The following is a 15,560-nucleotide window of genomic DNA, read 5'->3' as shown; positions in this document are numbered from 1 at the left end:
AGCATGACACTTTTACATGTCAGGCTATTACTATATTAATAAAGATTAAAATTAATCTTTAACTTGGCGTACGACATCAATAACAGAGCCATCACGGAAATGTACGATACCAACGATTTTATCATTAAATTCGATTGGTTTTGGTTCACCAGTTAAAGACACAGCACGTTGATAAAGCTCTTCAATGCTCATAATTGGTAAATTAGCTGCTTTTAAACGTTCAGCAATTTCTGGACGATTAGGGTTAACAGCAATACCATGGTCAGTGACTAGCACATCAACGCTTTCACCAGGAGTAACTAATGTTGTTACCTTTTTAATTACTGTTGGAATACGGCTACGAATGAGTGGCGCAACAACAATTGTTAAGTTTGCACCAGCAGCTGTATCACAGTGACCACCAGAAGCACCGCGCATTACACCGTCAGAACCAGTTAATACATTAACATTGTAATCAAGGTCGATTTCTAACGCACTTAAAATAACAATATCAAGCTCATCAACACTTGCACCTTTTGAGGCAGGATTTGCATAAACATTAGTTGAAACTTCGATATGATCTTTATTTTTACCTAAAGATTGCCCCGCAGTGCCGTCAAAACTTTGAGTATCTAATAAACGTTTAACTAATCCTTTTTCGTGAAGATCAACAATACTTGCTGTAATACCACCTAAAGCAAATGATGCAGTGATATTTTTCGCACGCATGCGATTTTCAAGGAAACGAGTTGCTGCAGTTGACGATGCACCAGAACCAGTTTGGATTGAAAAACCATCTTTAAAATAACCAGAGTGTTCAATAACATCAGCTGCATAACGAGCGATCATCAGCTCGCGTGGATTGCTAGTGATACGCGCTGCGCCCACACTAATTTTAGTTGGGTCACCCACTTCATCAACTTTAACAATATAATCAACTTGATCTTGGCGAATACTTGCTGGATGGTTAGGATATCCAACAATATCCTCAGTTAATAGTACAACTTTCTTCGCAAATTGCGCATCAACCATAGCATAACCTAGAGCACCACATTGTGATTTTCCAGATACACCATTAGCGTTACCTTGTTCATCAGCGGTTGATACAGCTAAAAATGCGATATCAATGTTAATTTCACCACTTTGGATCAGTTTTACACGTCCACCATGAGAATGGATATGGACTGGGTTATCCATTAAACCGTGAGAAATCGCATCGGCTAATTTACCACGTAAACCAGAGGTATAAATTTTAGTAATTACACCAGATTCGATATGAGGAATTAACGCTGAGTTACAGCTTAATAAAGAACTTGAAGCTAGCGTCAAATTTTTAATGCCTAAATTGCTGATAGTCTCAACAACTTTGTTGATAACCTTATCGCCTTCACGAAATGCATGGTGAAAAGAGATAGTCATACCATCACGCAATTCACATTTTTTAATTGCTTGCTCAATAGAATCACACAATTTACGCGTATATTTAGACTCATCTTTTAAATATGGTGTTGTTGCGTTAGCATCAACAAAAGGCTTAATATTCTTGAGATCAGGGTGCTGTTTAAGCAAATCATCAATTTTTTTGTTTATAGAAGTAGTCATTTTTCAATCCTATCAAATTTCTTTACGTACACCAGAATACTTAGCCAACTCAATAACTTTTCTAGCTCGAGCAATAATCGGTGCATCAATCATTTTGCCATTTAGAGAAATAACGCCAAGGCCTTTTCTTTCTCCCTCTTCTGCTGCTTCAACCACTTTTTGGGCATGTTCAACTTCAGCTGCTGTTGGAGCATAAGCATTGTGGAGCAGATCGATTTGTCTAGGATTAATGAGCGATTTACCGTTGTAACCTAATTTTTTGATTAAGCTGACTTCTTTCAAGAAACCTTCATCATCATTAACATTAGAGTAAACAACGTCAAAAGCATCAATTTTAGCCACACGTGCTGCATGTAATACTGCACAGCGAGCATAGAATAATTCTGTACCATCGCCACGTTCAGTTTGCATATCAACAAGATAGTCAAATGCAGCTAGCGCAATACCGATTAAACGTGGAGAAGATTTAGCGATAGAAACGGCATTAACAACACCTTGAGCAGATTCGATTGCAGCCATTAATTTAGTGCTACCAACTTCACGCCCACACTCTTTTTCGATTCTTTCAACATGAGCTTCTAACTCATGAATATCTTCAGCACAGTTAGTCATAGGTAAACGTACTACATCAACACCAGCTCTTACAACTGCTTCAAGGTCTTTTAGACCAAATGGAGTATCAAGCGCGTTGATTCGTACTACTGTTTCAATTCCGTGCTCTTTATAAACAGGAAGAAGTAAAGTTTGTGCAACTAATAAACGTGCTGAATCTTTTTCCTTAATTGAAACGGCATCTTCAAGATCGAACATGATTGAATCAGGCTTATAAACAAACGAAGTTGATAACATAGCGGCGTTTGCACCTGGAAGAAATAGCATACTTCGACGTAATTTTTTCATAGTAATTTACTCCAATCTAAGTTTTCTTCTTCTGCGCCACGTAAAACTGCACATTGAACTCTAGCTTTAATAGCGCAATCAAGTGCACCTTTATCATCAATAATGATTAAACCGTCGGTTACATTAAGCTCATTTAAAGTTTGATCAACAACCGCACGGATTTGATCGCCAAATTGTTTATTAACATCACTATTAATAACAATTTCAATTCCCGTGTTTGGCATGACTTTGACTAACAAATCGCTAGATTCAAGAGTCCCCGCCATGGCTTCTTTTTGTATTTTCATTTTTTTACCTTTTAAAACGTATTAAATTTTAAATTTATCCAAATTAGCTGAAAGGTAATCCCATGTAGTAGATGGAACTAGTTTTTTTACCTCTTCATATTGCCCTGATGCCAATAATTTTCTTACTAATGAAGCTGATACAATAGTATCACCTTCGGTTATTCGTTGAACTTCAACAAAAGTAATTGCTGAGTGGTTACTAACTGCTTTATCTTCAAGCCAATAAGACATTGCTTCATTATAAGCCTTAGTTACTTCGTCATAGGGTTCAGTTCCAACAAATCGATAGTTAATATTAAGCGCTGGAGCAATATAATTTCGGAATATAAGCAGATCGATACCCATATAGGCCTGATCGATTTTTGTCTTATCTTTTAGAAAATAAGTTGGAAATGTTGCTCTTGAAATAATATAAGGAGAACTTGCATGTACTGTAACATTTTTTATCTGTTTAGTACCATCTTTAACTAATTTCAAACGTGTATCAAATGAAAATAGCGATGCATTTTCATTGACAACAAAAACATGCAACCAATCACATTGACTTGCAGCATATTGAATAAGATATTGATGGCCTTTAGTGAAAGGATTAGCATTCATAACAATGCTACCGATTTTACTCCCTTCTTTTTGTTGCGTGCTTAGTTGTTTACAATATTGTCTTATTCCAACCGGATTGTTTTCCATTAAGACGACAAGATCTGTTATTTCAACAATAGGATAAAACCCACATCCTTTAAAAAAATCTATATTTTCAGGTTTTGTATACAAAAAAAGATGGAAATAGCCATTTTCATTGGCATATTTTATTGCATGATCCATCAAGGTTAGATTTAGTTGATTGCCACGATAATTAGGATCAATAGCAACACATTTAATAATATTGCGATCAATACCTGCACAAGCAATAATTTGTTCATTGATTTTAGCTACCATAAAAACAGTAACTTGTGAATCCAGATCAAGATCAGAGCGAGATAGCAACTGTTTAACTTCTTTATAATCTTGTTCTGCTTTAGAAATATCAACAACGGCATAATCAACTAAATCGTACATAAATTTACCTCTATTCAGCTACTACATAATTAGTTAGTCGACCAATTCCTGTAATTTCGACTTCAATTGTATCGCCATCTTTCATAAATACTGGAGGATTACGTTTTTTACCAACTCCACCTGGTGATCCAGTAAGAATAACATCACCCGGAGATAAACGTGTAAAAGTACTAATATAAGAAATTAATTCAGGCACGGTATGCACAAGATTTTTAACTGAATCGTGTTGCATTTGTTCGCCATTTAAATAAGTAGTTAAAGATAATACTTTTGGATCAGGGATTTCATCGCTTGTTGTAATGCATGGACCGAAAGCACCAGTGTTAGGCCAGTTTTTACCTGCAGTAAACCAAGTGTATTGCCAGTCACGAATAGAACCATCCATATAACAGCTATAACCAGCTACATATGATAACGCATCTTCTTGCTTAATACGAAAACCAGCTTTACCTATAATAATAGCTAATTCTCCTTCATAATCCAACTCATTAGTAATAGCTGGTTTAATAATGTTAGTTTTATGACCTGTTTGAGAATCAGGGAAACGAACAAAAAGCGTTGGTGCTGAACTGGTTTCATTAAATTCAGCCCGTTTTTCGGCATAGTTCATGCCAACGCATAGAATTTTGTTTGGATTTGGAATGACGGGCAAATAAGTAATGTCTTGTTCATCAATGTCACTTGGGGCATCAAGATAGGTTTTGGCAACGGATAGTCCTTCTTTATCGGCAAGTAGTGATTTTAAATCAGCGTATTTATCACCTAATTTTTGCTTTAAATCAACAATACCGTTGTGAGTAAGAAGACCAAAACTTGCTCTACCAGAGACAAGATAACTAACAAGCTTCATGAAAACTCCTTAAAAACTATTTTGTTAATTGTAAATATCAAATAGAAATGACAACCTTAGTATAAACTAAGGTTGTCATTTAATATGTAAAATCTATACTAAGAAATTGCCGAGAATAAGTAATGATATTGATACATTAATAGCACCACCAATACGAGTTGCAATTTGTGCAAATGGCATAAGTTCCATACGTTCTGCAGCAGTTAAAATTGCCACGTCACCTGTTCCACCTTGGCCACTTTGACAACAAGAAATAACAGCAGCATCAACTGGATACATACCAAGTTTTTTAGCAACAAAGAAACCAGTAGTAACCAAACTAACAACTGTACAAACAATAACAATTAAGTTTGTAATAGTGAACGCTTCAACAATTTTTTCCCATGGTGTAATTGCTACACCTACTGCAAATAAAATTGGATAGGTAACAGACGTCTGGAAAAATTTATAAACAACTTGTGAACCACTTAATACTTTAGGTGAAACACCAGATACTAATTTAACAAAAACAGCTGCAAATAGCATTCCTACTGGAGCTGGAATACCAGTCACTTTGTGACCAATCATACCAACCATATAAAGAATAGCCGCTAATAATACACCTGAAGCAAATGTTGTTACATCCATAATCGATTCAGTTTTGGCTGCTTTTTTATCAGCGACTTCATCGTCTGCAGGTAATAGTCGGCCGTTACCTGTTAAGTGTGGATAAGCTTTACCAATACGATTAAGAATACCACCACAGATAATGCCAGTTAAACCACCTAACATTACGATTGGTAACACACGACCAAGCGCATCACCTTGTTCCATACCTAAGATTGAAGCGTACCCGATTGAAAGTGGAATCGCACCTTCACCAACACCACCAGCCATAATAGGTAATACTAAGAAGAAGAATGTTTCAAATGGTGTTAAACCAAGCAAATAACCAACACCAACACCAACAAGCATACCAACTATTTCACCACATACCATTGGACCGAAGATTTTTAAGAATCCTTGGATAAGTGTTTTCTTATCCATATGCATAATACTACCCACGATGATACAACAGATGTATAAATAAAGAATATGTGTATCTTTATAGAATTTTTTTGTTGCATCAACAACTGGTTCAGGAAGAATACCATAATAAACTAGAGCTGATGGAATAAAGGTTGCACAAATTGCTGCAGCACCCATTTTTCCAATGATCGGTAAACGTTTACCAATCTCACCACATAGAAAGCCAAAAAAAGCACAAGTAACAACCATTACAACGATTTCACTAGGTAATTTACCTGTTACAAACACTTCAGTAAAAATAAGAATTCCTGCAATAATAAATAAAGGAAGAGGGATAACACCAATTTTATAGTTATCCATCAATCGCCACCAATTATACGGCCAACCTGTCAGATTTTCTGTAACAGTCTTACCTGTCGATTCTTTTTCGTTAATGATTTTTTCAGATGAGTTAAAATTCACCATTTAATTTTTTCTCCAAAATGTCTTAATTTATTCGAAATTGTTGGTGCGTATCTTTACAAAAATTTAATAATTTTTTTGTGATATAAATCATAAATTAACTGTGGTTTTTATGGTTTTAAAGGATATATGTTTTTTAATGCTGTGATACACTTATTTGAACTTATTTTGAAAAAAGCAAATATAAAATGCGAAAAAAAATCTATTTATCATTTACCACAAAACTTTTTTTCTCGCTTTTGTTTTTTTCGTTGATTGTTCTTGCGCTATTACAAAGCTATATTTGGAACACAACTGAAACAAATTTGTATAGAAGCTTGGGCGAAAAAGCGCAAATTCAAGCAAAAGAGTTATCTGTTTTACCAAGTTTAATTGAATATGTCAAAGACAAAAACACCAATAAAATAGCCGATTTAATTACAGGCATATTTAAACAAAGTGATGCGAGCTATATTGTTATTGGCGATGCCAATGCTAATCGTCTATTTCATACAGCTAATAGCCCTTTACACTCCCCTATGGTTGGGGATGATAATCAAGAGGTCCTTAATGGTAATAGTAGTATCACCATTAGTGAAGGTTCTCTTGGCTTAGCATTAAGGGGTAAAGCTCCGATTGTCGAATATGATAAGGTTATTGGCATTGTCTCGGTCGGTTATATGATTGATGATATTTATGCACTGCATATACAACAATTTATACCGTTTATCATTTTTTGCTCCTTGCTATTCTTAGCATTATTTATCTTTTCATATTGCTTTTCAAAAGCGATTAAAAAACAGATGTTTAATTTAGAACCTAAAGCAATTGCACTACTAGTAAAAAGTCAGAAATCGATCATGGAATCGATTTTTGAAGGTGTTATCGCAATCGATCTTAATCATAAAATCATCAATATCAATCAATCTGCTCGTACAATGTTAAATATTAAGATAAGTGACGATGAGTTACATGAATATGATTTAAGCGAATTTATTAAATCAAGCGACTTCATTTATAAAAAAGAAAGTCAAACTGAAGATATACATGACCATATTTGCTATTTCAATAACATGATTGTCATAGCAAGCAGAGTTCGAGTAGTCATTGATGATAAAATTCAAGGCTGGGTAATTACTTTTCGTAACTTTGATGATATTAATATATTAAGCATGCAATTAACACAAGTAACCCAATATGTAGATAATTTACGCGCATTAAGACATGAGCATCTTAATTGGTTGGCAACTTTATCTGGGTTAATTTATATGAAACGTTATGAAGAAGCGCAATCATTTATTGCATTGCAATCTGCCAATAATCAAAGTAATTTAGACTTTATCACCGAACATTTTAATGTGCCGGCTATATGTGGTTTATTAATTGGAAAATATTCAAAAGCACATGAAATTGGTTTAAATCTAGTATTTGATCCAGCATGCCAATTAAATGCATTACCTTCACTTATCACTGAAATTGAATTTATGTCAATTTTAGGTAATTTGCTTGATAACGCTTTTAACGCTAGCTTAAAAAACGAGCACGGAGATAAAACTATTTATCTCTATCTTAGCGACGCAACAGATGAAGTTGTATTAGAGGTAACTGATCAAGGCTGTGGCATTGATGAAAATATTCGCGATTCAATTTTCGAACCTGGCGTCACATCGCAAGAAGGTAAAGAACATGGTATTGGTTTACACCTTGTTTCAACCTATATAAAAAAGGCCAATGGTTATATTACATTTGAAGATAATATCCCTTATGGAACAATTTTTTCTGTATTTATACCTAAATAATAAAAAGGCAATTATATGAATCAATTTCAAGAAGATAATATCAAAGTGCTTATTGTTGAAGATGAGCCAATTTTAGCAGAACTAAATGCAGAGTTTATTCAAAAAGACACAAAAGTTAAAGTAATTGGAATAGCTTCAACACTAGAAGAAGCTAAAATAATGGTAGAAAAACTAAAACCGACCTTAATATTACTCGATAATTATTTACCTGACGGCAAAGGAATAGAATTATTTGAATACATCATAAATAATCATCTAGATTGCTATGTTATTTTTATTACAGCTGCAAGTGATATGGATACTTGTAGTAAAGCGATTCGTTATGGTGCGTTTGATTATTTGATTAAACCCGTCTCTTATCAACGATTAAAACATTCACTTGAGCGTTTTGAACTCTTTCTATATAGACAAAGTTTACAAAAACATGTCAATCAACGAAAAATAGACGAACTTTTCAATTTGCAAACTAAAGATTTTGTTGATATGAACCGCCACTCCAAAGGGATTGAAGAAATCACGCTACAAAAAGTCAAAGACTTATTTATGCAAACCGATAAAGCACTCACTGTTGACGAAATAGTCGAAAAAGCCAATATTAGCAAAACAACCGCTAGGCGATATTTAGAATATTGTGTACAAATCAAATTATTAACAGTCGAACTTAATCATGGAAAAATTGGACGACCAGAAAGGCTATATAAACGTTTAGGGAAATAGTTTTCTTAATTAAGAAAGTTTTCATATCATAGCTTATTTTATATATAATTGATAATTATATAAATATGCTTATTTGTTATTTTAACTGCAAAATATTTGATGCTAAATTTACCCCACCTAGTTGCCAAATAGTTAAAATTTTGCAGTACAAAATAATAAGGAGTAAGCGTATGTCTTTAGTTATAGGAAAGATCGTTACTACTGAAAATAATGAGATTGACAAAAATGGAGCTTTTGTTCGCCAGACAAATCGTTTTGTTACACAATTTGGTGATAAATCTGGACAGCTACCCGTTAAAGCAGGTCGTTATCGTTTAATTTGGGCGGCTGTTTGCCCATGGGCGCATCGCTCAATGATTGCTATAAAATTATTAGGATTAGAAGATGTAATTAGTGTTGGAAAAGTCAATCCGATTAGAACCTCCAATGGCTGGGAATTTTCGCTTGATGCTAACGGCAAAGATCCTGTACTTGGAATCCGTTATTTACCCGAAATTTATGCCTTAACGGATCCTCAATATAATGGTAGAGCAACGGTGCCAACCGTTGTCGATGTAAAAACAGGAAAAGTTGTCAATAATGATTATTTTAAGCTTACTTATTATTGGGCAACTGCATTTAAACCTTTTCATAAAGCTAATGCACCTGACCTTTATCCTGAAAAATTACGAGCAGATATTGATGCGCTAAATGATGTGATATTCCATGAAGTGAATAATGGTGTGTATAAAGCAGGTTTTGCACGCTCGCAAAAAGCTTATGAAGATGCATACTACCTTGTTTTTAATCAATTAGATAAGTTAGAGCAGCGTTTGAGCCAATCACGTTACTTATTCGGTGATAAAATTACGGATTCGGATCTTCGTCTTTATGTGACGTTGGCTCGATTTGATGTTGCCTACTATTCTGCTTTTAAAACTAATCGTAATCGAATTATCGACTACCCTAACTTGTGGGCTTATGCTCGAGACCTTTATCAAATCCCTGCATTTGGTGAAACAACAGATTTTGAAGCAATAAAAAAAGGCTATTTTTTGGGCGTTAATTCCCATAATCCTTATGATATTTTACCTTTAGGCCCAGATGTCAGTAATTGGCATACTCCACACAACCGATCTCAACAGTTCAGTTCGAATAATTAATTTTATTGATGGGAGTAATTATAATGCCAAATATATTAGATATTGGATTGATTTTTATCCAAATTCCAACATTACTGGCTTACTTACCTGTAACACTTTTTATTACTTTTTTCTCAATGCTACTAGGGGTAATGTTAGGATTAATTATTGCTATCATCAAAATGAATAAAATACCGATATTATCACAAATAGCAGCGGTATTTGTCTCTTTTGTAAGAGGAACCCCATTATTAGTACAGCTCTATTTAAGCTTTTATGGCATACCTATCCTATTGAGTTATATAAATTATTTTTATGATACTCACTATAATATTAATGGTATATCCCCAATGTTTTTTGTGTTAATTGCCTTTTCCTTTAACGAGGCTGCCTATAATTCAGAAACAATCCGCGCAGCATTACAATCTGTGAATAAAGGTCAAATTGAAGCTGCGCAATCATTAGGAATGACTTATAGCCAGTTGTTACGGAGAATTGTGATCCCTGAAGCCTTTATCATAGCATTACCTAATTTAGCGAATGCGCTGATTGGTTTACTAAAAGGTACATCATTAGCATTTGTTTGTTCGGTGACTGAAATGACTGGTAGAGGAAAAACTTTAGCAGGACATAGTTACCGTTATTTCGAGGTTTATATTTCATTAGCATTAATTTATTGGATATTAACCATTATTATTGAGCTAATTATGAAATATTTAGAAAAGCATTTAACCATTTCTGAAAGTGTTGACACACCAAGTTATCGCCGAGGAAAATTATTATGATTAATGTTCAAAATTTAACATTATCATTTCATCATAACCTGATATTGGATAAGCTTAACTTTCACATATTTCCTCATGAAATTGTTGCGGTTATTGGAGCATCGGGAGCTGGTAAATCGACACTTTTACGTTGTCTAAATTTATTAGAAAAACCACAGCAAGGTAAGATCTGTATTGATAATTTTGAATTTGATGTCAACTGTAGAAAAAGGCATGAAGTTGTAGCATTTCGCCAACAAACATCAATGGTATTTCAACAATTCAATTTATTTCAACAAAAAAATGCATTAGAAAATGTCATGGAAGGACTAATGATTGTAAAAAAATACCCAAAAGATAAGGCAAAGCAGATAGCATACGGCAAACTAGTTCAGGTTGGTCTTGCTGAGCGAATTTATCATTATCCAAAACAGCTATCAGGAGGGCAACAGCAACGAGTCGCAATTGCCAGAGCATTAGCTATGGAGCCGAAAGTTTTGTTGCTTGATGAACCAACCTCGGCACTCGATCCTGAGCTAGTGAGAGAAGTGTTAGCAACAATAAAAATAGCAGCTAAGTTAGGTATCACTATGATTTTAGTTTCTCATGAAATGAGTTTTGTACATGACATTGCAACTCGGGTGCTATTTTTAGATAAAGGAAAAATCATTGAAGATGGTTCACCGCAGCAAGTGTTTTCAAATCCAACTCAGCAAAGAACCAAAGATTTTTTAGCCAGATATTATTCTGGCAGTTGATTATGAAATTTAATAAATGGAGTATGAATGAATATTATTATTCAACAACATTGTGATGGTATTAATTGGCAAGACGTCGCAGATTTACTTGCTTTTTATGGACTTAGTTCATTGGATGCTAAAATGCAAGAACTAGTGTTTCGTAATAGCTATGCTGTTGTATTTTTACTGGACCAAGAACGCATTGTTGGTGTTGGGCGTGCATTATCTGATGGTGTTTGTCAGGCGGCTATATATAACATTGCATTGGCAAAACATCTACATGGGCAACAGTATGGAAGACTGATAGTTGATAAACTTGTTGAGCAGGTAACACAGTGCAATATTATTCTTTACACCCATCCACAAACCGTCGAGTTTTATAAAAATTTAGGCTTTAAAGTAATGAAAACGGGCATGGTTCGTTATCAATCCGATCATCTAACTGAAATGAGAAACATGGGTTTTATTTAAAATGTAGATAAAAACAGTTCAATCAATCCGTTGGCAATATTAAGCCAAATTTAAGGAGAAAATAGTGTTATGAATTGCAAAAAGTGGTTAAATATTTTAGTAGTAGGAACTTTATTTTTAACTGGCTGTGATAATCAAAATAAAGATACGCAAGCAAAAGGTAAAGAAAAAATTATTATTGCAACATCTGGTGCCCCAAGCCCTTTCACCATGGTAGATAAGAAAGGTGAGCTAATGGGGTATGATATTGATGTGGTAAAAACAATATTTGCAAATCTACCTCAATATGAGATTAGCTTTGAAATTACTGAATTTCCATCAGTTTTAGCGGGCCTCGATTCGCAGCGTTATCAGGTAGGTGCTAATAATTTTGCCATGAATGAAAAACGGAAAGAAAAGTATTTCTACTCTGATCCTATTTTTAAAAATCAATATGCTATTGCAGTTGCAACAAAAAATAACAATATTAAACAGTTTACCGATCTTAATGGCAAATCAACCGAAGTGACGCCAGGACTGAATTATGCTACCGCATTAGAGTTATATAATGAACAACATCCAAATAATCCTGTTAAAATTGTTTATAGTGAAGCTGATTTATTGCCTGTACTTCAGCATGTTGAAACTGGACAATATGATTTTCAATTAATCGATAAAGTGATGCTATCGCAATTGATTACTGAATATAATCTTAACCTAAAAATAATAGAATTAAACCAAGATGATACTGATCGTATTGGTTCTCCATACAGTTATTTATTGATCAGTAAAGATGCTAAAGGTGAACAGTTAATTAAAGATATTAACCAAGGGATACAACAAATTATCAATAATGGCAAGTTGTCTAAAATTAGTGAACATTATTTTGGTACAGATTATTCACCTAAATAATCAATTTTCCACTCTTTTAAATTGATAATCGATTCTTTTATGCTAATGGAAAATAAATATCGGTTATCACCTCATCAGGTTAAATATTTAAACCAACATTGACATAATGAAAAATTGGAGATAAGACGACAAGTTAAACGCTATAACAAAACTTATCTGTGTAAAATACCATAATATTGACCAAACATTTATTCGGATAAATCTCAATTTAGCTCAGTAAAGTTTCAATAAAGTGAAATAGAGATGTGGCATAATTAGCAAATAATTACCGATTCAAAAGATAGACAATAAAAGGTTAAAATATTTATGAGTTTTGAGAGTATTATTTTAATTATAAAATATAAGCAATTCGGTGTTTTCCTACAAGTATTTTTATAAAAAATATCAAAAAATCATAATTGATATTCTAGTAAGGTGATTTTTTGTGGCGTATAATTTGTTTTCCACTAATCAACTTTCTGGTTTAAAATTAAGATGAAACTTAATGTAATAATTGCATCCTTAATGTTAACTAGTCTATCTTGTGCTGCTACGGAGTCGGTTCAACATTGGGACTATGAAGGCGAAACTAAACCCGAAAATTGGGGAAAACTTTCTCCAGAATTCTCAACCTGTGAAAATGGCAAAAATCAATCACCAATCAATATTGAATCTGCACTAAAAACACACCATAATAATCTTAACTTGATGTTTAAAATAGGGAAACAAGACATCATCAACAACGGCCACACAATTCAAATCAATGTTAACGAAGGCAATACACTCGAAATAGATAACGAAATTTTTATCCTACAACAATTTCATTTTCATACACCAAGCGAAAATACAATTAAAGGTAAGCACTTTCCGATGGAAGCCCATTTTGTTTATAAAAACAAAAATGGTGATTTAACAGTTGTAGGCCTTATGTTTAAGAAGGGAAAACATAATCCAGAGTTAGCTAAAGCTTGGCAACAAATACCGGTAGAAGCAGGAAACACAGAAAAATTAAATCAATCGGTTGATATTAAGGCATTATTGCCAAATAGATTAGATTTTTACCGCTTTAGTGGTTCTTTGACTACGCCACCGTGTACAGAAGGTGTTAGATGGATTATTTTAGAACAAGAAACCAGTATGTCCACTGAACAAATCGAAAAATTCCATTCAATCATGCATCACGATAACAATCGCCCAATTCAACCTTTGAATGGTCGTATTATTATTGATTAATAAATTATGGTCTGGCTTGGTTAAAAGATTTCTAATTAAGCTAGGTTGTTGTGTTGTTGGAACTTTGGTGGATTGTAAAGCTTTTTCCACAATATATAATTGCTGGAACTAGGAAAGTTGAACTTACTCTCTTCTTTGTAGGCTAGTGGGTTTTGTAACCTTTTTGATTGATAAAATGTTTATTACACGTTTTAACAAATTGGAGTATGCCTCTCCTTGATACTCACAACTACTATCAGAATTAATACATTCAATGGTATAAAGACATTGACCTAATATATAGTTAGTCAAAACTGTGACATGCTAAATTAAAATTCATCTGAGTAAATGCCATATAAAGGTCACGCAAAAAACTATCAGTACTGAGGCTGATTATCCACTAGATTATTGTTTAATTTATTTTTAAAGATAAACATTTGATGTCAGCATGCTACATTCCGCAAAGATAAATTCCGTTATAGATCTTAATTTGTCGTCTTACTAGTAAAGGTGCTAACAACTTTAATCGAACTGTCTTTAGCCGGTTATAAATAACTATATAATTGATCATAGAAACATTTAGCAAAATCAATGATGTTATTTTTTCTTTATGATATAGTTGCTATATTCCTTGTGTATGATAACTAGTTAGTTTATATATATCTATTACAATACTTTCTCGAAAGACTGCAAACAACGAAAGCATTTTTACAAGTGGTAATTAGGCATTTCACAAGTACTGATAAAAAGTATAATATATGGCACTATTTAAATTATCAAAATATCAATTCAACCATAAAGATAACATCATGCAAAAGTTTAATGTCAAAACCTTTCAGGGGTTAATTCTTACGTTACAAGACTACTGGGCTAATCAAGGATGCACTGTGATTCAGCCTTTGGATATAGAAGTTGGCGCGGGAACATCTCACCCGATGACTTGCCTACGAGCACTGGGACCTGAACCTATTAATGCAGCTTATGTCCAACCATCTCGCCGCCCAGCCGATGGCCGCTATGGCGAGAATCCAAACAGGCTTCAGCATTATTATCAATTTCAAGTTATCTTAAAACCTTCTCCTGATAATATTCAAGAGCTTTATTTAGGTTCGTTAAAACAATTAGGCCTTGATCCAACTGTTAACGATATCCGTTTTGTTGAAGATAATTGGGAAAATCCAACCCTTGGTGCATGGGGGCTTGGTTGGGAAGTTTGGTTAAATGGTATGGAAGTAACCCAATTTACTTACTTTCAACAAATTGGTGGGCTTGAATGTAAGCCAGTTACTGGTGAAATCACTTATGGACTTGAACGCTTAGCAATGTATATTCAAGGCGTGGATAGTGTTTATGATTTGGTTTGGAGTGATGGTACATTTGGTAAAACAACTTATGGCGATGTGTTTCATCAAAACGAAGTTGAGCAATCCACTTATAATTTTGAATATGCAAATGTTGAATTTTTATTTTATTGTTTTGAACAACACGAAAAAGAAGCCAAGTTTTTGCTTGAGTTAGAAAAACCACTGCCACTACCTGCTTATGAACGCATCTTAAAAGCTGCCCACTGTTTTAATTTACTTGATGCTCGTAAAGCAATTTCAGTAACTGAGCGACAACGTTATATTTTGCGCATCAGAACATTAACCAAAATGGTAGCGGAAGCCTATTACGCATCACGTGAAGCACTTGGATTCCCTATGTGCAAAAATTTACTCTCTAGCAAAAGTGCATCAAAGTAGG

Annotated in this window: 15 protein-coding genes; 9 read left to right on the top strand and 6 right to left on the bottom strand. The window is 33.9% G+C overall.

Annotated elements, in window-relative coordinates; genetic code table 11:
* Nucleotides 1-51: 51 nt before the first annotated feature.
* The 6 genes from citF to A9G43_RS00265 form a co-directional block, all read right to left on the bottom strand.
* On the bottom strand, nt 52-1,581 hold the full coding sequence (gene citF / locus A9G43_RS00290) for a citrate lyase subunit alpha (protein ID WP_065605690.1): 1,530 nt from the start codon (nt 1,579-1,581) through the stop codon (nt 52-54).
* 12 nt (nt 1,582-1,593) lie between these two features.
* Nucleotides 1,594-2,481 carry a citrate (pro-3S)-lyase subunit beta gene (gene citE, locus A9G43_RS00285; protein WP_034914409.1) on the bottom strand — a complete coding sequence of 296 codons (888 nt, stop codon included), beginning with the start codon at nt 2,479-2,481 and terminating at the stop codon, nt 1,594-1,596.
* Complete coding sequence (citD, locus tag A9G43_RS00280) at nt 2,478-2,768, bottom strand: citrate lyase acyl carrier protein (protein ID WP_065561413.1); 291 nt, start codon at nt 2,766-2,768, stop codon at nt 2,478-2,480. The genes citE and citD overlap by 4 nt, the downstream gene beginning before the upstream one ends.
* A 21-nt stretch (nt 2,769-2,789) precedes the next feature.
* A complete protein-coding gene (gene citC, locus A9G43_RS00275; RefSeq protein WP_065561414.1) occupies nt 2,790-3,824 on the bottom strand; it encodes a [citrate (pro-3S)-lyase] ligase in 1,035 nt (344 codons plus the stop codon).
* A 10-nt stretch (nt 3,825-3,834) separates the two neighbouring features.
* Nucleotides 3,835-4,674, bottom strand: coding sequence for a fumarylacetoacetate hydrolase family protein (locus A9G43_RS00270; protein ID WP_065605688.1), 840 nt, complete (start codon nt 4,672-4,674; stop codon nt 3,835-3,837).
* 93 nt (nt 4,675-4,767) lie between these two features.
* Entirely contained in the window at nt 4,768-6,147 is a 1,380-nt protein-coding gene (locus A9G43_RS00265; RefSeq protein WP_081297962.1) for a 2-hydroxycarboxylate transporter family protein, read from the bottom strand.
* A gap of 185 nt (nt 6,148-6,332) precedes the next feature.
* Here A9G43_RS00265 and A9G43_RS00260 point away from each other — a divergent pair, with 185 nt between their 5' ends.
* The 9 genes from A9G43_RS00260 (at nt 6,333) to glyQ (ending at nt 15,559) form a co-directional block, all read left to right on the top strand.
* Nucleotides 6,333-7,922, top strand: a complete 1,590-nt coding sequence (locus A9G43_RS00260) for an ATP-binding protein (protein ID WP_065605686.1) — start codon at nt 6,333-6,335, stop codon at nt 7,920-7,922.
* 15 nt (nt 7,923-7,937) lie between these two features.
* Nucleotides 7,938-8,639 carry a response regulator gene (locus tag A9G43_RS00255; protein ID WP_034914423.1) on the top strand — a complete coding sequence of 234 codons (702 nt, stop codon included), beginning with the start codon at nt 7,938-7,940 and terminating at the stop codon, nt 8,637-8,639.
* Between the two features lie 170 nt (nt 8,640-8,809).
* Nucleotides 8,810-9,781 (top strand): glutathione S-transferase family protein, encoded by a 972-nt coding sequence (locus A9G43_RS00250; RefSeq protein WP_065605684.1) that lies wholly within the window; start codon nt 8,810-8,812, stop codon nt 9,779-9,781.
* A gap of 23 nt (nt 9,782-9,804) precedes the next feature.
* Nucleotides 9,805-10,545, top strand: a complete 741-nt coding sequence (locus A9G43_RS00245; protein WP_065605682.1) for an amino acid ABC transporter permease — start codon at nt 9,805-9,807, stop codon at nt 10,543-10,545.
* Nucleotides 10,542-11,282 carry an amino acid ABC transporter ATP-binding protein gene (locus A9G43_RS00240; RefSeq protein WP_065605680.1) on the top strand — a complete coding sequence of 247 codons (741 nt, stop codon included), beginning with the start codon at nt 10,542-10,544 and terminating at the stop codon, nt 11,280-11,282. Before A9G43_RS00245 ends, A9G43_RS00240 begins: the two co-directional genes overlap by 4 nt.
* Before the next feature lie 27 nt (nt 11,283-11,309).
* The gene (locus A9G43_RS00235; RefSeq protein ID WP_065605678.1) at nt 11,310-11,735 is read left to right on the top strand and encodes a GNAT family N-acetyltransferase; all 426 of its coding nucleotides are present in this window, start codon (nt 11,310-11,312) and stop codon (nt 11,733-11,735) included.
* Nucleotides 11,736-11,804: 69 nt separating this feature from the next.
* On the top strand, nt 11,805-12,626 hold the full coding sequence (locus tag A9G43_RS00230) for a transporter substrate-binding domain-containing protein (protein ID WP_065605676.1): 822 nt from the start codon (nt 11,805-11,807) through the stop codon (nt 12,624-12,626).
* A gap of 474 nt (nt 12,627-13,100) precedes the next feature.
* Nucleotides 13,101-13,838, top strand: a complete 738-nt coding sequence (locus A9G43_RS00225) for a carbonic anhydrase (RefSeq protein ID WP_065605674.1) — start codon at nt 13,101-13,103, stop codon at nt 13,836-13,838.
* Between the two features lie 788 nt (nt 13,839-14,626).
* Nucleotides 14,627-15,559: a glycine--tRNA ligase subunit alpha gene (gene glyQ / locus A9G43_RS00220; protein ID WP_065605743.1), complete on the top strand. Its 933-nt coding sequence runs from the start codon at nt 14,627-14,629 to the stop codon at nt 15,557-15,559.
* The last annotated feature ends 1 nt before the right edge of the window (nt 15,560 follow it).

The organism is Gilliamella sp. Occ3-1 (assembly GCF_001690655.1).
GTDB classification, from domain to species: domain Bacteria; phylum Pseudomonadota; class Gammaproteobacteria; order Enterobacterales; family Orbaceae; genus Gilliamella; species Gilliamella apicola_P.
This window is presented reverse-complemented; position numbering and strand designations above follow the sequence as displayed.